15 protein-coding genes are annotated in these 18,681 nt (G+C 61.4%); all 15 read left to right on the forward strand.

Annotated elements, in window-relative coordinates:
* The first annotated feature begins 3 nt into the window (after window positions 1-3).
* The 15 genes from ABCN01_RS02715 (at window position 4) to rimO (ending at window position 18,666) form a co-directional block, all read left to right on the forward strand.
* Window positions 4-1,107, forward strand: a complete 1,104-nt coding sequence (locus ABCN01_RS02715; protein WP_342996318.1) for a DnaJ domain-containing protein — start codon at window positions 4-6, stop codon at window positions 1,105-1,107.
* Window positions 1,108-1,188: 81 nt separating this feature from the next.
* The gene (dnaJ, locus tag ABCN01_RS02720; RefSeq protein WP_342996317.1) at window positions 1,189-2,337 is read left to right on the forward strand and encodes a molecular chaperone DnaJ; all 1,149 of its coding nucleotides are present in this window, start codon (window positions 1,189-1,191) and stop codon (window positions 2,335-2,337) included.
* Window positions 2,338-2,346: 9 nt separating this feature from the next.
* The gene (locus tag ABCN01_RS02725) at window positions 2,347-3,639 is read left to right on the forward strand and encodes a MiaB/RimO family radical SAM methylthiotransferase (RefSeq protein ID WP_342996316.1); all 1,293 of its coding nucleotides are present in this window, start codon (window positions 2,347-2,349) and stop codon (window positions 3,637-3,639) included.
* Entirely contained in the window at window positions 3,620-4,606 is a 987-nt protein-coding gene (locus tag ABCN01_RS02730) for a PhoH family protein (protein ID WP_342996315.1), read from the forward strand. The genes ABCN01_RS02725 and ABCN01_RS02730 overlap by 20 nt, the downstream gene beginning before the upstream one ends.
* Window positions 4,603-5,112 (forward strand): rRNA maturation RNase YbeY, encoded by a 510-nt coding sequence (gene ybeY, locus ABCN01_RS02735; protein ID WP_342996314.1) that lies wholly within the window; start codon window positions 4,603-4,605, stop codon window positions 5,110-5,112. The genes ABCN01_RS02730 and ybeY overlap by 4 nt, the downstream gene beginning before the upstream one ends.
* A 9-nt stretch (window positions 5,113-5,121) precedes the next feature.
* A complete protein-coding gene (locus ABCN01_RS02740) occupies window positions 5,122-5,499 on the forward strand; it encodes a diacylglycerol kinase family protein (RefSeq protein WP_099431794.1) in 378 nt (125 codons plus the stop codon).
* Window positions 5,500-5,511: 12 nt separating this feature from the next.
* Window positions 5,512-6,582 carry a GTPase Era gene (gene era, locus ABCN01_RS02745; RefSeq protein ID WP_342996313.1) on the forward strand — a complete coding sequence of 357 codons (1,071 nt, stop codon included), beginning with the start codon at window positions 5,512-5,514 and terminating at the stop codon, window positions 6,580-6,582.
* Window positions 6,583-6,597: 15 nt separating this feature from the next.
* Window positions 6,598-7,347 carry a DNA repair protein RecO gene (gene recO, locus ABCN01_RS02750; RefSeq protein WP_342996312.1) on the forward strand — a complete coding sequence of 250 codons (750 nt, stop codon included), beginning with the start codon at window positions 6,598-6,600 and terminating at the stop codon, window positions 7,345-7,347.
* 138 nt (window positions 7,348-7,485) lie between these two features.
* Window positions 7,486-7,764 carry a 30S ribosomal protein S15 gene (rpsO, locus tag ABCN01_RS02755; RefSeq protein ID WP_099431792.1) on the forward strand — a complete coding sequence of 93 codons (279 nt, stop codon included), beginning with the start codon at window positions 7,486-7,488 and terminating at the stop codon, window positions 7,762-7,764.
* 150 nt (window positions 7,765-7,914) lie between these two features.
* Window positions 7,915-10,161 (forward strand): polyribonucleotide nucleotidyltransferase, encoded by a 2,247-nt coding sequence (locus ABCN01_RS02760; RefSeq protein ID WP_342996311.1) that lies wholly within the window; start codon window positions 7,915-7,917, stop codon window positions 10,159-10,161.
* Between the two features lie 640 nt (window positions 10,162-10,801).
* Window positions 10,802-12,472, forward strand: a complete 1,671-nt coding sequence (locus ABCN01_RS02765; protein ID WP_006235967.1) for a ribonuclease J — start codon at window positions 10,802-10,804, stop codon at window positions 12,470-12,472.
* A 1-nt stretch (window position 12,473) separates the two neighbouring features.
* Window positions 12,474-15,254: an FtsK/SpoIIIE family DNA translocase gene (locus ABCN01_RS02770; RefSeq protein ID WP_342996784.1), complete on the forward strand. Its 2,781-nt coding sequence runs from the start codon at window positions 12,474-12,476 to the stop codon at window positions 15,252-15,254.
* Window positions 15,254-16,765 carry a RodZ domain-containing protein gene (locus ABCN01_RS02775; protein WP_342996785.1) on the forward strand — a complete coding sequence of 504 codons (1,512 nt, stop codon included), beginning with the start codon at window positions 15,254-15,256 and terminating at the stop codon, window positions 16,763-16,765. Before ABCN01_RS02770 ends, ABCN01_RS02775 begins: the two co-directional genes overlap by 1 nt.
* 26 nt (window positions 16,766-16,791) lie before the next feature.
* On the forward strand, window positions 16,792-17,289 hold the full coding sequence (locus ABCN01_RS02780; protein ID WP_022094699.1) for a YajQ family cyclic di-GMP-binding protein: 498 nt from the start codon (window positions 16,792-16,794) through the stop codon (window positions 17,287-17,289).
* 27 nt (window positions 17,290-17,316) lie between these two features.
* Window positions 17,317-18,666, forward strand: a complete 1,350-nt coding sequence (gene rimO / locus ABCN01_RS02785) for a 30S ribosomal protein S12 methylthiotransferase RimO (RefSeq protein ID WP_342996786.1) — start codon at window positions 17,317-17,319, stop codon at window positions 18,664-18,666.
* The last annotated feature ends 15 nt before the right edge of the window (window positions 18,667-18,681 follow it).

Here is an 18,681-nt window from a genome sequence, read left to right on the forward strand (position 1 = left end):
CGCATGGCGACGATGAATGAAAAAGATTACTACGAGATTCTAGGTGTCTCCAAGGATGCCACCTCGCGTGATATTCAAAAGGCCTTCCAGCAAAAGGCCCGTAAGCTCCATCCGGACGTCAACAAAGAGCCGGATGCCGAGGATAAGTTTAAAGAGGTTTCCGAGGCCTATGCCGTGCTATCGGATGAGCAAAAACGTGCGCGCTACGATGCCATGCGTTCTGGCAATCCCTTTGCCGGTGCCCCTACGGCTTCGCCCTATGGTGGCGGCTATGCCGGCAACACGGGCTATGGCAATCCCTTTGAGGGCGGCTTTCCTTTTGGCGGTGCCTGGGGCCAGCAGCGTCGTGGGCAGGCTGCCTACAATCCCGAGAACGGTGCCAACGTGGTCGTCGATATCAAACTCGACGCCAAGGAGGCCAAGGGCGGCGCCCGCAAGACCGTCCGCTACACGCGTTTCGATACGTGCGGACATTGCGGCGGCTCGGGATCTGTTTCGTCCGAGCATGCACATACCTGTCCGAGCTGCGGCGGTCGCGGTCATATCGATGTCGACCTGTCCTTCCTGTTTGGTGCCGGCACGTTCCAGTCGGTCTGCCCCGAGTGCGGCGGTTCCGGTAAGGTTGTCGCCGACCCCTGCCCCGATTGCGGCGGCAGCGGGCGGACTCGTGTGACCTCCGAGCAGACAATTGAGTTTCCTGCCGGCACGCACGATGGCGACGAGGTCCGTATTGCCGGCATGGGTCATGCCGGCACCAACGGTGCCTCGGGTGGCGATCTGGTCGGTCGCGCCCATGTCGAGGCTGAGCGCCTGGAAGGCAAGGCCCGTACCGGTTTTTACCTGATGGGCATTGTGGCGCCGTTTTTGGTGCTGTCGGCCATCTCAGGTGTGTTCTCGGCCTTTGCTGTGATGTGCTTTATTCCGTTTGCCATGGGCCTGTTCATGGTGCTCTCGGACGGCGTACTGCATCGCAGCCTGCTGTGGTGGAAGCGCGGCGCGATGCAGTTTGCCAATGGTTTTGCCAACGGATTTATGTTTGCGCTCGTGTCGGTTTGGTTTGCGAGCTGCTCGCAACGTGCCATGCTTTCGCCCTACGCAATGCAATAACATCAAACCCTCTGTTTGCGGTCGGCCCAGCTTGGGTATAGGACGCACTGTGACAATAATGAAAGTCGGAAGGATTCGGTCGTGTCGGAAAATAGGGATTACTACGAGGTGCTTGGCGTCGACAAGGATGCCGACGCGCGGACGATTAAGCGTGCGTTTCTAAAGAAGGCCCGTACCGTACATCCGGATGTTTCGGACGACCCCGAGGCCGAGGCCAAGTTCAAGGAGCTCAACGAGGCCTATTCCGTTCTTTCCGATGAGCAGAAGCGTGCTAACTACGACCGTTACGGCACTGCTGACGGCCCTGGTGGTTCGGGTTACGTCGATATCAACGATATCTTTGGCGGCATGGGCATGGACGACTTGTTCTCGTCGTTCTTTGGCGGCGGTGCCGGCGGTGGCGCCCGCAGCCGTCGTGAGCGTCGTCGCGGCCGCGATATGGCCATCTCTCTTTCGGTGACCCTTGAGGAGGCGGCGCTCGGTTGCAAAAAGACGATTAGTTATGACCGCCTCGCTCCTTGCGAGGACTGCAATGGCACCGGTAGGGCAGAGGGCGCACAGGAAATGCAGTGCGGCCGCTGCCACGGTACGGGCTATGTCACGACGGTCCAGCGTTCGTTCCTGGGCCAGGTTCAGTCTTCCTCTCCTTGCCCCGACTGCCATGGCGAGGGTACGGTTGTCGACCATCCCTGCGAGACCTGCGACGGTCAGGGCCGCACGCCTTCGCACGAAAAGATCGACATCGACATTCCCGCCGGCGTTTCGACCGGTCGCCAGCTGCGTGTGAGCGGCTTTGGCGAGGCCGGCCTTCGCGGCGAGCCTTCGGGCGACCTGATTGTCAACGTGCGCGTTGCCGACCATGAGCGCTTTAAGCGCAACGGTGACGATCTGTACCTGGTGAGCGATATCTCGATTGCGCAGGCTGCGCTCGGCTGCGAGATCGAGGTCGAGGGCATTATGCCGGACGAGGTCGTTAAGGTGTTCGTCCCCGCCGGTGCCCAGTACGGCGACACCGTGAGCGTCAATAATTACGGCATGCCGCGCATTGGCGGTGGCGGTTCGCGTGGCCGCCTGATCGTGCAACTGCGCGTGGTCGTTCCCACCAATCTTTCCAATAAGCAGCGCGAGCTGCTCCGTGCTTTTGCCGATGAGATGGGCGATGACGTCGCTTCCGGTAAGAAGTCGGTGACCGACCGTATCAAGAGTGCCCTCGACGATATCCTCGATTAAGGAGCCCGCGTGCTCGCACCCCATATTTCCGTCGTCAACCTCGGCTGCCGTGTCAACCGGGTTGAATCTGACCGTATCACTGCCGATCTTATGCGTCTGGGCTTTGCTATGGTGGAGCCCCAGGATGCCGACCTGATCGTCATTAACACCTGTGCCGTTACGGGCGAGGCCGAGGCCAAGACCCGTAAGGCCGTCCGTCATGCGCTGGCCTATCCAAACGAGCCCTATGTGGTCGTGACCGGATGCGTGGTCAATTTGCATCCTGAGGAGCTGCTGGAGCTTTCGGATCGCGTGATCGCCGAGCCGTCCAAGATCGATGTCGCCGAACGTGTCTGCGAGGTGCTGGGCGTTGAGTCCGATAACGTTCCCGCCTGCAGCGATGGCGAGGTGGTCGATGTGCTTGGTCGCTCTCGCCTGGGCGTGAAGATTCAGGACGGCTGCAACCATCGCTGCACCTATTGCATTGTGTGGAAGGCACGCGGCCCCGAGCGCTCCGTGCCCGTCGAGTCCGTGCTCGAGCAAGTTCGCGAGGCCCAGGAGGCCGGCGTGCCCGAGGTGGTGCTGACCGGTGTGAACTTGGGTGCCTACGATGGCAAGAGCGCGACCGACGAGCACGTCGAAATCGATGAGCTGCTCGAGGCCATCATGGAGCGCACGTCTATTCCGCATGTGCGCATTTCCTCGGTCGAGCCTATGGATATCTCCGAGCGCCTGCTTAAGGTTATGGCGCGCTACCCGCAGCGTGTCGCCCCGTTTTTGCACCTGCCCGTGCAGTCCGGCTGCACGGCGACCCTGCATCGCATGGGCCGTCCCTATAGTGCCGAGGCCTTTGAGGACACGGTGCGTATGATTCGCGCCAATCTGCCACAGGCGTCACTTTCTTGCGACGTTATTGTCGGCTTCCCTGGCGAGACGGACGAGGAGTTCGAGGAGTCGCTGGCGCTGTGCCGCCGTGTGGGTTTCTCGCGTATGCACGTGTTCCGCTACAGCAAGCGTCCCGGCACCCTTGCTGCCGAGATGCCCGACCAGGTGCCGCCCGAGGTTATGGCCGAGCGCAGCCGCCGTATGCGGGCCGCCGCACAGGAGCTCGCCATTGCCGACGCTCGTCTTCGCGTGGGCACGGTCGAGCGTGCCGTGCTCGAGTATGGTGACAACCTGACGCTCGGCTCGTTCCATCATGCCCGTCTTGACGATACCTGTGGACTTACAGCTCCGTGCCTGCTCGATGTTGCTATCATCGGAGTCGATGATTCCGGCTTGGTCCATGCACGCAGGGAGGTTCATGGAAGCCTCGAAGATTAGACTTACCGTTCCCGAGGGGATTGATCCCTCGCGCGTTTTGGGCGCCGGCGACGGCGTCCTTCGTGCGCTCGAGAGCTTGGTTCGCGCTCATGTGGTCGCCCGTGGCGATAGCATCTCCGTGAGCGGCGACCCGGACGAGGTCGAACTCGTGGCGCGCTTTTTCGAGCACGCTTTTCGCGAGGCGGCCGCCGGGCGCACTCTGTCTGCCGACGATGTCTCTCGCTGCCTGGCCGTCTTGCGCGACGGTGAGCACGAGGCTACGTCGCTTCGCGATGACGTGCTGCTTTCGTATCGCGGCCGCGTCATTCGCCCCAAGACGCTCGGCCAAAAGCGCTATGTGGATGCCATCCGCACGCATACCATCACGTTTGGCCTGGGTCCTGCCGGCACCGGTAAGACCTATCTGGCCATGGCGCTCGCCCTTGCCGCGCTCAAGCGTCACGAGGTGGGCCGTCTGATCTTGACGCGTCCGGTTGTCGAGGCGGGGGAGAATCTGGGCTTTTTGCCCGGCACCCTCGAGGAAAAGATCGATCCCTACATGCGTCCGCTTTACGACGCCCTTTTTGACATGATGGATCGCGAGCGCACCGATGAGCTTATGGAGCGCGGCGTGATCGAGATCGCCCCGCTTGCCTACATGCGCGGCCGCACGCTGAGTGATGCCTTCGTGGTGCTCGACGAGGCGCAAAATACCACGCCCGAGCAGATGAAGATGTTCCTGACGCGCCTGGGCTTCAACTCCAAGTTCGTGATTACCGGCGACCTGAGCCAGCGTGACCTGGTGGGTCGTCGTGGTGGCTTGGCGGATGTCGAGAAGATTTTGGGCCGTGTCGATGATGTCGCATTTTCGCACCTCGAGCGTGCCGACGTGGTGCGCCATGCCTTGGTGGGACGTATCGTCGAGGCATACGATACTTATGATGATGTGCGCGAGAAGCGCGTACGTGACCGAAAGGAGTCCCGTTGAGTGTATTGATCAGCAACGATGCCGAGCTCGATACGCTGCTCGACGCGCATGAGGTGGAGCACATCTGCGAGGTTGTGCTTGCCGCCGAGGGCGTTGAGCGTGAAGTCGAGATTTCCCTTTCGTATGTCGACGAGGACGAGATGCACGAGCTCAACCACGAGTGGCGCGGTATCGACCGCACCACCGATGTGCTCTCGTTTGAATGCGACTCGGCCTTTGACGAGGATATTCCCGCCGACGAGACGCTCGAGCTCGGCGATATCATCTTGGCCCCGCAGGTTATTGCCCGTCAGGCCCCCGGTTTTGGCAATAGCCCCGCTGACGAGTGTCGTCTGATGCTCGTACACGGCATGCTGCACCTGCTGGGCTATGACCATATCGAGGACGACGAGGCCGAGGTCATGGAGGCCCGCGAGGACGCCATCCTGCGCGATCTGGCGCTCGAGCGCGGCGAGGACCCCAAGCTAGTCCACGTCGGCCCCATCACCAACCACGCCCACGACTAGGAGCCGTCTATGATTCCCGGATCGAACAAGGACCATCCGTCCTTCTTAAAGTCGTTTTCCTACGCCATGGAGGGCTTCGTCACCGCCGTCAAGACCGAGCGCAACATTAAGGTCATGCTCGTGGCGGGCGTGTGCACCGTCATTGCCGGCTGTATCGTGGGCCTCGACATTGCCGAGTGGGCCACGATTATCATCTGTTGTGGCCTGGTGATTCACGGCGAGCTGTGCAACACCGCTATGGAGGCTATCGTCGACCTAGCGACCCAGGAGCTCCATCCGCTGGCCAAGCGTGCGAAGGACATCGCCGCCGCCTCTGTATACGTTCTTTCCATCACCGCCGCGATTGTGGGCTTGCTGGTATTTGCCCACGCGCTCGGCTTTATTTAGAAAGGGATTCCCATGTCCGACAATATGCAGTCTGCCGATGAAGTTTTGGATGACGAGGTCCTGGACGAGGCTGAAGGTGCCGATTCGTTTGACGAGGCCGAGGAGTTCGACCCGTTTGAGGGCATGAGCGATGAGGAGCTCGACGCCCTGTGCGACGAGGACGACAGCCTCGCGGGCTTTGGCGACGTTGAGCCTGGTTTCCGCAGCGGCTTCGTGGCCCTGGTCGGTCGTCCCAACGCCGGTAAGTCCACGCTGCTCAACGCCTGCTATGGCAAAAAGGTCGCCATCACCTCGCCGGTGGCCCAGACGACCCGCCGCCGCATGCGCGCCGTCGTCAACCGTCCCGGCTACCAGCTGGTCTTTGTCGATACCCCGGGCATTCATAAGCCCAAGGACGGTCTGGGATCCGAGCTCAACAAGAGCGCGTTGTTCGAGCTGAACGATGTCGATGTCGTCGCGTTTTTGATTGATGCCACCAAACCGATCGGCAGGGGAGACGCTTGGGTTGCCGAGCGCGTCAAGAACGCTCGTTCCAAGAAGGTTCTGGTACTCACTAAGGCCGATGAGGCCGACCCCGCACAGGTTATGGAACAGCTCAAGGCCGCCCACGAGCTCATGGAGTATGACGACGAGATCGTGACGTCGTCGGTCAAGAACTTCAACGTCGATGCCTTTATCGAGACCGTTGCGCACTTTTTGCCCGAAGGTCCGCGTTGGTTCCCCGAGGACATGGGTACCGACGCTTCCGACGAGACGCTCGTTGCCGAGTTTGTGCGCGAGAAGGTCTTGCGCCGCACCCGTGACGAGATCCCGCACTCCGTGGGCGTGATCTGCGATGCGCTCGAGCAGACCAAGAAGGTGCTGCGCGTGCACGCCACCATTTACGTCGAGCGTGAGGGCCAAAAGGGCATCATCATTGGAAAGGGCGGCGAGATGATCAAACATATCGGCATCGACGCCCGTCGCGACCTTGAACGCATCTTTGGCACGCAGGTCTTTTTGGAGCTGGACGTGAAGGTCAAGGCCGGCTGGCGTGACGACGAGGCCCAGATTCGCCGCTTCGGCTACAACGCCGAGGACTAAGGGCGCGCGGCACGCATGGCAGGCTCCCGGACATATCGCACCAAGGTGCTCGTCCTCGACAAGACGAAGCTCAAAGAGACCGACCTGATCCTGACGATGCTTGACGAGCGGGGTCGGCAGGTTCGTGCCGTGGCTAAGGGTGCCCGCAAACCCGGCGGGCGGTTGGCGGCGCGCTGCGAGCTGTTCTGTACCGTCGATATGCTGCTCGCACATGGACGCTCGCTCGACGTGGTTTCTCAGGCCGAGCTTATGGAAGCGCCGCTCGGCGCTGCGCCCGATTACGAGACGACTTGCGCCGCAAGCGCGATTGCCGAGGTCGCGCGCGTGTGCTCGTTCGAGGACGCCGAGGACCCGTTTACCTTTGCCATCACGCAGCGGGCGCTCACACTTGTCGGCAGCGGGCTCGACTCGGCACATATGGACCTGCTCGTGGCGGCATATGTCTTTAAGCTGTTGTCGCACGTTGGCTATCGACCCGATTTTTCGGCCTGCGTGCTGTGCGGAGACCCCATGCTGTCGTATTTTTCACCACAGGCGGGCGGGCTCATGTGCGGGTCGTGCGCGTCGAGCGTTCCGGGTGCCGAGCTGGTGTCGACCGGCGAGGTCGCATGGCTGCGCGCCCTCATGTCCATGACCTTCGATGCACTCATGGCCGAGCGAATCGACCCGCATACGGCGGCGTTCTTGCTCGGGCTTTCGCATGTGTGGGCGGCGACGCACACCGATCAGCGCCTCCGTGCGATGGAATTCATGTTGGGTCGGTGATGATGCGCAGGCGCGGGCTGCTTGTGGTAACATACCGACCTGTTGGTACCTCGACCTTGGATGCTCGCTCCACCGGCGGCTTCCCAGTCCGAGGCGAATCGAGTCGCCCGCGGGCGACGTAAAATGAAAGGTGAAACAATGACTGTTTCCAAAGAGCGCAAGGCGGAGCTGACTGCCCAGTTCGGTAACACCCCGGTCGACACCGGCAACCCCAAGGTTCAGGTCGCCATCCTGACCGAGCGCATCAAGGAGCTGACCGAGCACATGAAGTCCCACCAGAAGGACTTCCACACCCGTCGTGGCCTGCTCATGCTCGTCGGCCGTCGTCGTCGTCTTCTCTCCTACATCAAGAAGAACGACATCGTCGAGTACCGTGAGCTCATCAAGGCTCTGGGCATCCGCGACAACATCCAGTAAGGATTTGTACATGCTAAGAGCGTCCTGCGCAGCGGGGCGCTCTTTTTGTGTAAGGGCGTGAACAATCACGCTCTGAAGCGTGGCGGGGGCAGGGGGCTCGCGTCACATGAGAAGCCCGCAGGCAAGGGGTCTGCGGGGTAAAGGAGAACAATGACACTCGTATCCAAGACCTTTGAGCTGTACGGCAAGACCTACACCTTTGAGTCGGGCGAGCTTGCCAAGCAGGCCACCGGCGCGTGCCTGGTCAAGCAGGGCGACACCACGATGCTCGACACCGTGGTCGTCTCCAAGGAGCGCAAGAACTACGACTTCTTCCCGCTGACCGTCGACTTCAACGAGAAGATGTACGCCGCCGGCCGCATCCCGGGTGGTTACCTCAAGCGCGAGGGCCGTCCCAGCGAGAAGGCCACGCTCACTGCGCGCATGATCGACCGCCCGATCCGCCCGAGCTTCCCGGACGGCTTCCGTAACGAGGTGCACATCGTCGCTACCTCACTCGTCGCTGACCAGGTCAACCCCTTCGACGTCATCAACGTCATGGGCGCCTCCTTGGCCATGACGCTCGGCGGCGTGCCCTTCGAGGGCCCGCTTGCCTGTGTGCGCATCGGCCGCAACGTGGAGACCGGCGAGTTTATCGTCAACCCCACCTATGAGGAGCGCGAGAACTCCGATCTGGACCTGGAGCTGGGCGGCTCTGCCGACTTCATCTCGATGGTCGAGGCCGGCGCCGAGGAGATCTCCGAGGACGACATGCTCGCCGCTATGAAGTTTGGCCAGGAGGCCCTTGCTGCCTTCTGCCAGGCTCAGGACGAGTTCGTCGCCGAGTGGGAGCAGGTCAACGGCGCCATCGTCAAGAAGGAGTACCCGCTCGACCAGCCCGTCGAGGAGGTCCAGGAGCGCATCTTCGCCCACTACGACGAGATGGCAGCCGCCCTTCGCGACGCCGACAAGCTCTCCCGTATCGGCAAGGTCGAGGCTCTGAAGGAGTCCATCCGCGCCGAGTTCACCGAGGAGGAGCAGGATGCTTGGGAGCGCGAGATCCCCGTGGCGCTCAAGAAGCTCGAGAAGAAGGCCATGCGCACCATGGTCGTCGAGACTGGTGAGCGCGTCGACGGCCGTGCCGCCGACGAGATCCGTCCCATCATGGTGAAGGATAACTACCTGCCGCTCGTTCACGGCTCCGGCCTGTTCCAGCGCGGCCAGACCCAGGTGCTCTCCGTCCTGTCGCTCGGTATGCTCAACGAGGGCCAGCGTCTGGATACCATTGAGCCCACTGAGGGCAAGCGCTACATGCACCACTACAACTTCCCGCCTTTCTGCACCGGCGAGACCGGCCGTATGGGCAGCCCCAAGCGCCGCGAGATCGGCCATGGCAACCTGGCCGAGCGCGCCCTGCTTCCGGTGCTCCCCGACGAGAACGAGTTCCCTTATGCCATCCGCGTCGTCTCCGAGGTCATGGAGTCCAACGGTTCCTCTTCGATGGCTTCGACCTGCGGCTCCACGCTCGCCCTTATGGACGGCGGCGTGCCCATTAAGCGCCCGGTCTCCGGTATCGCCATGGGCCTGATCCAGGAGGAGGGCAAGACCGTGGTCCTGTCCGACATCCAGGGTCTCGAGGACTTCCTGGGCGACATGGACTTTAAGGTCACCGGCACCACCGAGGGTATCACCGCCCTGCAGATGGACAACAAGGCCACCGGCCTCACCTTCGATATCCTGGCCCGCGCTCTGCAGCAGGCCAAGGAGGGTCGCGCCTTCATCCTGCAGAAGATGCTCGATGTTATCCCCGAGCCGCGCCGCACCACGCGCAGCACCGCTCCGCGCATCGTTTCCATCCAGGTTCCGACCGACAAGATCCGCGACGTCATCGGTTCCGGCGGCAAGGTCATCCGTGGTATCCAGGATGAGACCGGCGCTTCGGTCGACATCCAGGAGGACGGCACCGTCTTTGTCGGCGGCACCGGCGAGTCCGTCGACCAGGCTGTCGAGCGCATCAAGCTCATCATCAAGGTTCCCGAGCCGGGCGAGGAGTACACCGGTCGCGTGGTCTCCATCCAGCCCTTCGGCGCCTTCGTTAACCTGCTGCCCGGCAAGGACGGCCTGCTGCACATCTCCCGCGTTGCCAAGGGCCGCGTGGAGAAGGTCGAGGACGTCCTCAACGTGGGTGACGAGGTCAAGGTCGTCGTCATCGAGGTCGACGATCGCGGCAAGATCTCGCTCGATCGTCTTGACAAGCCCGAGGCCCCGGCTCGCGCCGAGGGTGCCTCTGAGGGCGACGGCGAGCACTTCCAGCGCCGTGAGCGTCCGCGTCGCGAGCGCTCCGAGCGCAGCGACCGTCCGCGCCGTCCCGGCGACAACGGAGGCCGCAAGCCCCGCCGTCACCACGACGCCGAGTAACAGCTACACATAAGCAGCTCAACAAGGGCGACTCCGGACAGGGGTCGCCCTTTTGCTTGCGCCCGGAAGGGCCGCATATGAAGTTTCCTGCTCTACAGTCCTGCGCAAGACGGAAAGCACATTAAGTGCTTTCCTTTGCGTGCGGAACTCGCGATAAACTTCACATGCGGCCCTCCCGGGCGCAAGCAAAAGGGCTGGTTAGTGCCGCTCGCTATTGAGTTAGACAGTCTATTTAGTAGTCAGATTTCAGATCTGTAGATAGCCGCAGCAGCATCTTCCCAGATAAAACCGACCAAAATAAACCTGTCCCTTTTTTACAGGTTTCCCGTGGGGCGGGCACTGATGAAGTTTATCGCGAGTTCCGCACGAACAGGAGGCCACTTAATGTGGCCTCCGTCGTGAGCAGGACTGTAGAGCAGGAAACTTCATCAGTGCCCGCCCCACGGGAAACCGGCGGGATAGACGGGTTCAGATGGGGCTTTGATGCATGGGTGGTCTGTTGGTGGGCAAATGGGTATCATACTGTGGTTACTGCGTCGACTCTGTGATGCATGTTTGTACGTTCCCGGCGGTCGGTTTGCCAGAAGCGCCCCGTCGGTTGTTCCAGACCCGTTTCGAAGAAAGGAAACCACACTAACCTATGGCAGCTAAAAAATCATCTCCCTTGAAGATCATTCCGCTCGGCGGCCTTGACGGCATCGGCAAGAACATGACGGTCTTCGAGTGCGGCGACGACATGGTGCTCGTCGACGCTGGTCTCATGTTCCCGGATGACTCCCAGCCCGGTATCGACCTGGTGCTTCCTGACTACACCTATGTCCTGGAGAACGAGGAGAAGCTCCGCGGTATCGTCGTCACCCACGGCCACGAGGACCACACCGGTTCGCTTCCGTATCTGCTGCAGGACCTCAACAATAAGGTGCCCATCTTCTCGAGCAAGCTGACGCTTGGCTTTATCGAGGGCAAGCTCTCCGAGTTCCGCATCCGCGCACCCAAGTTCCGCGAGGTCAAGGGCGGCAGCCATGTCAACCTCGGCGGCATCTCGCTCGACTTCTTCTCTATGACGCACTCCATCCCCGGCGCTCTGGGCGTGTTCATTCGTACCAACCAGGGCACCGTTATGCACACCGGCGACTTTAAGCTCGACCAGACGCCCATCGATGGTGTCACGCCTGACTATGCCGCTATCAGCCGCTTTGCCAAGCAGGGCATCGACCTGCTGCTGTCCGACTCCACCAACGCCACGGTTCCCGGCTTTACCAAGTCCGAGGCCGAGGTCGGTCCCAACTTGCTGCACGCCATCAAGAACGCCCCGGGTCGCGTGTTCGTCGCGTCGTTCTCGAGCCACATTCATCGTTTGCAGCAGATCTGCGATGCTGCCCGCAAGTGCGGCCGTAAGGTCGTTGTGACCGGTCGCTCCATGCTCACGAACACCCGCGTCGCGCGCGAGCTGGGCTACCTCAACATCGACGATGCCGATATCATCGATGCCTTCGATATCGATAACCTGCCTGACGACAAGATCGTTGTCATGTGCACCGGTTCGCAGGGCGAGCCGCTGTCGGCCCTGTCTCGCATGGCCAACGGCGAGCACAAGACGCTCTCTATCCACGAGGGCGATACCGTCATCCTCTCGGCAACTCCCGTTCCTGGTAACGAGAAGGCCGTCCAGCAGGTCGTCAACAGCCTGGCCAAGCTCGGCTGCGACGTGTGGGATAAGAACCGCGCTCTCGTCCACGTCTCCGGTCACGGTAGCCAGGAGGAACTCAAGCTCCTGATGGCCATGGCCAAGCCCACGTACTTTATGCCGGTTCACGGTGAGGCCGTGCATCTGCGCGCCCATGCCCAGCTGGCCCGCAAGATGGGCATCAAGGACGATCATATCTTTATCCTCGATAACGGCGACACGCTCGAGATGCGCGGCGGTATCGTCAAGCGCGGTACGCCCGTCGAGTCCGGCGTCGTCTACGTCGACGGCCTGCGTATCGGCGATACCGACCCCATCGTCCTGCGCGATCGTCAGAAGCTCGCCAACGACGGTATGGTCACGGCCGTTGCCATCGTCTCGCTCAAGCACAAGAAGATTGAGGCCATCGAGTTCTCGGGCCGTGGCGTCTCGTTTGCCATCGACGACCAGTTCTCCGAGGATGCCTCCGCGTCCATCATGAAGACGATCGAGAAGGGCAAGTTCAGCTTTACGAGCAGCGGTTCCGATGCCATTCGCAAGGCCGTGCGCGATTCGCTCTCTAACTTTATCTGGAGCCGTACGCGCACCCGTCCGATGATCATCCCGGTCGTCATGGAGGTTTAGTTTGGCGCGCGGATCTGCACAAAACGCCAAAGGCAATAAGGCCAATAACCAACCGGCATCTGCTAAGGGTGCCGGTTCCCATCTGCGTGCCAATAAGGGCCACGAGGCGGACTTCGATGAGTTCGAGCCCCTGGTCGAGCCTTCGGCCAACCGCGATATCGCCGGCGTGGTCATCGCCGTTTTGGCGATTGCGTCCTTCATTGCCGTGATCTCTCCGGCAACAGCGCCCGTGACGGCTGCGGTTGCCGGTTTCTACCACCTGGGCTTTGGTCTGGGCGCCTACGTGCTGCCGATCGTCATCTTGCTGTTTGCCGCCACGCTCTTTTTAGGCGAGGACTCGCCGCTCAACGTGCGCTCTGTTGCGGGCGGCGCCGTGGTCTTTATCGCCGTCGTCTCCATTCTTTCGCTGATGGTGCCGGGCACGAGCGATTCGTGCGACCTCATGTTTACGCCGCAAAATCTGTCCGCCTCGGGTGGCTACATCGGTGCGTTTATTGCGAGTGCGCTGCAGAATGCCCTGGGTAAGCCTATCGCGATGGTAGTCCTGTTGGGCCTTGTCGTCGTGGGCTTGGTCATCATCGGCTTTTCGGTTGGCGGCGTTTTGCGCTCTGCTCGCGACCGCGCGGCCGATTTTGCCGAGCGCCGTCGTGCCGATGTTAACGCGAGTCCGTGGGGTGACGACGAAGCCCTGTCGGTGCCCGGCGTTGCCCGTCCGCACCTGAGCATTCTTCGTCAAAAGGGCTCCGATGCTGCCGTGACCACAGTCATGGGCAACGATGTGGACCCGGTTTTGGACGATGACGACGAGGACGAGGATCCGTTTGTCGACGTGTCCGAGGCAGTGGAAGCTGAGCGGGCCAAGACCACATTGTTACCGCGCCGCCATGCCAAGAAGGGCAAGGCTGCGCCTAAGCTCAATACGAGTGAGCCCGACCCGTCCTGGTCCGATAGCGAGATTGAGCTCACCGAGGGCGATGACGGGGACGACGAGGCTCCGATTGAGACCGCAAAGACAACTTTGCTGTCGCGTTGCCATGCAAAGCGCGACCAGGTAACCGGCCAGCTTTCGATGGAAGACGACCCCGATAAGATCGACGAGTCCGAGCCGCCGTTTGCCGTTAATCCTGTCTCGGCAGCTCCGCAGATCCCCGATTTCCTGAAGCATCCCAAGGTTGCCGATACGGCTGTCGCGGGCGCTGTCGAGGTGTCTACTTCTAGCGATGGGGGAGCAGACGGTGGCGCCGCAGATAACGAGGGCGAAGAAGAGGACGGCCTCAAGCTTCCGCCGCTCGAAATCCTGCATGCCAACCCTCAGTCGGCTTCCGCCGCGTCTTCGGACAAGGAGCTGGAGCAGACCGCTGAGTCACTGCAATCCACCTTGCTTGAGTTTGGCCGCAGTGCCCGTGTGGTCGGCTGGATCGCCGGCCCCACGGTGACGACCTTTAAGCTGCAGCCTGGTGAGGGCGAGCGCGTGAGCAAGATTTCGAGCCTCGAGGACGATATCGCGCTTTCGCTCGCTGCCCAGTCGGTACGTATCTTTGCCCCGATCCCCGGCACCTCGCTCGTGGGCATCGAGATTCCCAATCGCAAGCGCCAAAACGTCAATCTGGGCGACGTGCTGCCCTATGTGAAGGGCGGTCCGCTCGAGCTCGCCATCGGCCGCGATGCCGAGGGCACGCCGGTTGTCGCCGACCTTGCCAAGATGCCTCACCTGTTGATTGCCGGTACGACCGGTTCCGGTAAGTCGGTCATGATCAACTCCATCATCACGACCCTGCTCATGCGCGCGCTTCCCGAGGACGTTCGCCTGATCATGGTCGACCCCAAGCGCGTCGAGCTCGCGGGCTATAACGGCCTGCCGCATCTTTACGTACCGGTCGTTACCGAACCCAAGCAGGCTGCGAGCGCCCTGCAATGGGCCGTGTCCGAGATGGAGCGTCGCCTGAAGGTCTTCGAGCGCCTTAACGTGCGTAAGATTTCGACCTACAACGAAAAGCAGGCCGCCGGCGAGTTTGAGCATTACGACAATCCGCCGCAAAAGATGCCCTATCTGGTCATCATCATTGACGAGCTCTCGGACCTGATGATGGTCGCCGGTAAGGATGTCGAGGCCTCGATCGTGCGTATTGCACAGCTGGGCCGTGCCGCCGGTATCCACCTTATCGTGGCCACGCAGCGACCCAGTTCCAATGTGGTGACGGGCCTTATCAAGGCCAACATTACCAACCGCATCGCCTTTAACGTCGCCACGGGCATCGACTCGCGCGTCATCATCGACCAGATGGGTGCCGAAAAGCTCACCGGTTTGGGCGACATGCTGTTCTCCAAGGTCGACTGGGGTAAGCCTCGCCGTATTCAGGGCTGCTTTGTCTCGGACGATGAAATCAATGAGATTGTCGATTTCGTCAAGTCGCAGAGCGAGCCCGACTACCACGAGGAGATCCTGTCTGCCGTGGCGCCCGCTTCCATGTCCATGGCGGGTGGCGGCGGCATTGTCCGTACCGGCGTTGCCGAGCCTCAGGACGACGACCCGCTTATCTGGGAAGCTGCTCATATTGTGGTGGAATCGCAGCTTGGCTCCACATCTGGCCTGCAACGTCGTCTGAAGGTTGGCTATGCGCGTGCCGGGCGTATTATGGACATGCTGGAAGAAAAGGGTGTCGTCGGCCCGCCCGACGGTTCCAAGCCGCGCGAGGTCCTGTTGGACGAGGAGGGGCTTGCCGCGCTGGAATCTGTCGACGCCGAGATGGCACGTGAAGATCGTGAGTTTGGAGGATTCTGATGGCTGCACGCTTTGGTGACATGCTGCTCGAGCAGCGTCGCCGAATGGGCCTTTCCATTCAGCAGGTCGCCAACACCATCAAAATCAGGCCGCAGATCATCGAGTTTTTCGAGACCGGTAACTTTGCTTCGATGCCGCCGCGCGGCTATGCGCAGGGCATGATTTCGAGCTATGCTCGCTTTTTGGGCCTCAATCCGCGCGAGGTCGTCAATGCCTACTTTGACGACCTGATGGCATACGAACGCGAGACGTCGCAGCAGGGCGGTCGTTTTCAGGACGCCGCCGGCTACGTCAATTCGCGTTCCTCGGTCGATAACGGGCGCTTCCTGATGGTTCAGGGCGGTCGTTCGACCCGCTATGGACAGCGTCCTCAGCAGGCCGGTTATATCACCGAGACGGGTTCGGGCGAGGAGATTCGCTCACAGCGTGACCGGTTCCGCAGCACACCGATGCCCGAGGACCGTGCACTTCCCGCTGCTCGCGGCGTGGCGCGTGACCCTCGTGCCGGCTACGGCGACGGCGGCTATTCCGATCGCGGTTACCGTGGTGTCTCTACGGGACGCTCTCGCGGTGGCTATGCGGATGCCGATACCACGCAGGTGACGCCGCGTCTTCGCTCTCAATCACAGCCGTATGGCCAGCGCTCTTCGGCTCCGCGTTCGGGCCAGCGTGGCTATCAAGGCCGCGGTGAACTTGCGCCTCGCTCGGGTCAGCGCAGCCTTCAGGGCCAGGGCGGCTATCGCGGCCGTTCCGATAGCAATCGTGGTCGTATGCCTCAGGGAGGCGGCCGCAGCAGTTCCAGTCGTGGACGCGGCGGATCCCGTACTCCTCAAAACAACGGGCTCGATCCGCGTATCGTCTACGCCGGCATCGGTGCCGTGGCGTTGCTGCTGATCGTGCTCATCGTGGTGCTTCTGCGCGGCTGCGCATCTTCGGCGCCCGAGACCACGCCCGAGACGCCCACTGCTACCAAGACTACGACCAAGAAGTCTTCTAAGAAGACCGAAACGGTCGACGAGGACGAAGACACCGATGAGGCGACGGATGAGTCGACTGATTCGGACGCTACCAAGACGACGGCAAAGAAGGAAGAGAACGAGGTCACGAAGGTCAAAGTCTCCGTTGCCAAGGGAAAGACCGCGTGGATTGAGGTCAAGGTCGACGGAAAGTCGGTCTATGGCGCCCAGGCGACTGGCCCCTTTGAGCAGGAGTACACGCCCGAGTCCTCGATCGAGATCACCACGTCCAAGCCTTCCGATGTCACCGTTACCAAGAACGGCGAAAAGGTCCGTTACGATACCAAGACCTCGGGCGTGGCGCGTGTGACGATCACCGTTCCCAAGAAGAAGACGACTGATTCCGAGAATGGTGAAAGTTCTGATAGTGCCGACACCGCCGATGGTACCGACACCACCGACGGCACCGATGCCCAGTCCACGGATGGCGCCGATACCGCACCTGACGGTCAGACGCCCACCGATTCTACCGACTATTCGTACGATAGCTACTAAGCCGCTCGTACGCGAAAGGAAACATCATGGCTAAAGATTCCAGCTTCGACGTCGTGTCCGAGGTCAACATGCAAGAGGTCGACAACGCCTTCCAGCAGACCACGCGCGAGATTTCCCAGCGCTATGACCTTAAGGATTCCGGCGCCACGATCGAGCTTTCGAAGGGCGACAAGCTCTTTACGATCAACGCCCCGGCCGACTTTGTCTCCAAGCAGATTATCGACGTGCTGAGCTCCAAGCTCATCAAGCGCGGCATTGACCTCAAGGCTGTCTCGTGGGATGCTCCGCAGGCGGCATCGGGCGGTACCGTGCGCGTGCTCGGCCATATCGTCGAGGGTATCGACCAGGCGACCGCCAAGAAGATCAACAAGGACATCAAGGACCAAAAGCTCAAAGTCAAGGTGACCATCGAGGCCGACAAGCTGCGTGTTTCCTCTGCTTCGAAGGACGCGTTGCAGACCGTGATCCAGTTCCTGCGCGACCAGGACTACGGCCAGCCGCTGCAGTTCACCAACTACCGCTAATATCAATCGAAAGGACTGCTCTCCAACATGGATACACCGTTGGGCTCCGTGCTCTACATCACCCTCGGGTGCGCTAAGAACGAGGTTGACACCGACCGCATGCGTTCTCTTTTGACCGCCGCGGGCTACGAGGAGGCATTCGACCCGCAGGATGCCGATATCGCCATCGTCAATACTTGCTCGTTCCTCGCCTCCGCAACGTCCGAGAGCATCGAGACCACGCTCGAGCTCGCCAACGAGGTTCAGGACGGCGTTCGTTCTTGCCCCATCGTCATGTGCGGCTGCGTGCCGTCGCGCTATGGCGATGACCTGCCTGACGAGCTGCCCGAGGTCGCTGCCTTTGTGAAGGCCGACGAGGAGGACGGCATCGTGGCGGTCATCGATGGCGTGCTGGGTGTCGAGCGTGAGATTGCAGCCTATATCCCGCAGGTCAAACGTACCGTCGAGGGTGCTGTCGCCTACGTCAAGATTTCCGATGGCTGCAACCGCTTCTGCAGCTTCTGCATGATTCCCTACATCCGCGGCCGCTATCATTCGCGCAATTCCGAGAGCATCATCTCCGAGGTGCGCGACCTGGTTGCCGGCGGTGTGCGCGAGATCGTGCTGATCGGCCAGGACACGGGCATCTGGGGTACCGACTTTGCCGACGAGGACGTCGCCGATGGCTCGCCGCGCAATCTGGCGCAGCTGCTGCGTGCCGTCGCCGAGGCCGTGCGCCCGCACAACGTCTGGGTCCGCGTGCTCTATCTGCAGCCCGAGGGCATGACTGACGAACTCATCGAGACGATTCGCGATACGCCCGAGGTGCTGCCCTATATCGATATCCCCGTGCAGCACTGCGACGCGCGCATCCTTAAGGCCATGCGTCGCTCCGGTTCGCGCCAGGAGCTCGAGGATCTGTTCCGCGACCTTCGCGAGCGCATCCCCGGCATCGTGATTCGTTCCACGGCCATGGTCGGCTTCCCGACCGAGACCGACGACGAGTTCCGCGATCTTATCGACTTTATGGACACCGTCGGCTTTGACTACACGAGTGTCTTTGCCTACTCGCAGGAGGAGGGCAGCCTGGCCGCTAAGATGGAGGGTCAGGTCGACGAAGAGGTCAAGCTCGAGCGCGCCCAGGAGGCCATGGACCTGGCCGAGTCGCTCGGTTTTGCCGCCACCGCCGCACATGTGGGCGAGCGCGCCCAGGTAATCGTCGACGGTATCGAAGAGACCGAGGATGGCGCCGAGCTGATCGGCCATGCCTGGTTCCAGGCGCCCGATTCCGATGGCGCGGTGCATCTGGACGCCAGCGAGGCGTCCGTGGGCGATATTCTGACCGTCGAGTTTACCGATAGCTTCTGCTATGAGCTTATCGGTCATGTTGTGGAGTAGGAGAGCGTCGTGGCT

It is taken from the genome of Collinsella aerofaciens (assembly GCF_039062365.1).
Taxonomy (GTDB): Bacteria; Actinomycetota; Coriobacteriia; order Coriobacteriales; family Coriobacteriaceae; genus Collinsella.

What these genes read in the sequence shown, in the direction of transcription:
- ABCN01_RS02715 (WP_342996318.1), top strand. Translation starts at nt 4, where the DNA reads ATGGCGACGATGAATGAAAAAGATTACTACGAGATTCTAGGTGTCTCC.
- ABCN01_RS02730 (WP_342996315.1), top strand. Translation starts at nt 3,620, where the DNA reads ATGGAAGCCTCGAAGATTAGACTTACCGTTCCCGAGGGGATTGATCCC.
- ABCN01_RS02740 (WP_099431794.1), top strand. Translation starts at nt 5,122, where the DNA reads ATGATTCCCGGATCGAACAAGGACCATCCGTCCTTCTTAAAGTCGTTT.
- era (WP_342996313.1), top strand. Translation starts at nt 5,512, where the DNA reads ATGTCCGACAATATGCAGTCTGCCGATGAAGTTTTGGATGACGAGGTC.
- recO (WP_342996312.1), top strand. Translation starts at nt 6,598, where the DNA reads ATGGCAGGCTCCCGGACATATCGCACCAAGGTGCTCGTCCTCGACAAG.
- rpsO (WP_099431792.1), top strand. Translation starts at nt 7,486, where the DNA reads ATGACTGTTTCCAAAGAGCGCAAGGCGGAGCTGACTGCCCAGTTCGGT.
- ABCN01_RS02760 (WP_342996311.1), top strand. Translation starts at nt 7,915, where the DNA reads ATGACACTCGTATCCAAGACCTTTGAGCTGTACGGCAAGACCTACACC.
- ABCN01_RS02765 (WP_006235967.1), top strand. Translation starts at nt 10,802, where the DNA reads ATGGCAGCTAAAAAATCATCTCCCTTGAAGATCATTCCGCTCGGCGGC.
- ABCN01_RS02775 (WP_342996785.1), top strand. Translation starts at nt 15,254, where the DNA reads ATGGCTGCACGCTTTGGTGACATGCTGCTCGAGCAGCGTCGCCGAATG.
- ABCN01_RS02780 (WP_022094699.1), top strand. Translation starts at nt 16,792, where the DNA reads ATGGCTAAAGATTCCAGCTTCGACGTCGTGTCCGAGGTCAACATGCAA.
- rimO (WP_342996786.1), top strand. Translation starts at nt 17,317, where the DNA reads ATGGATACACCGTTGGGCTCCGTGCTCTACATCACCCTCGGGTGCGCT.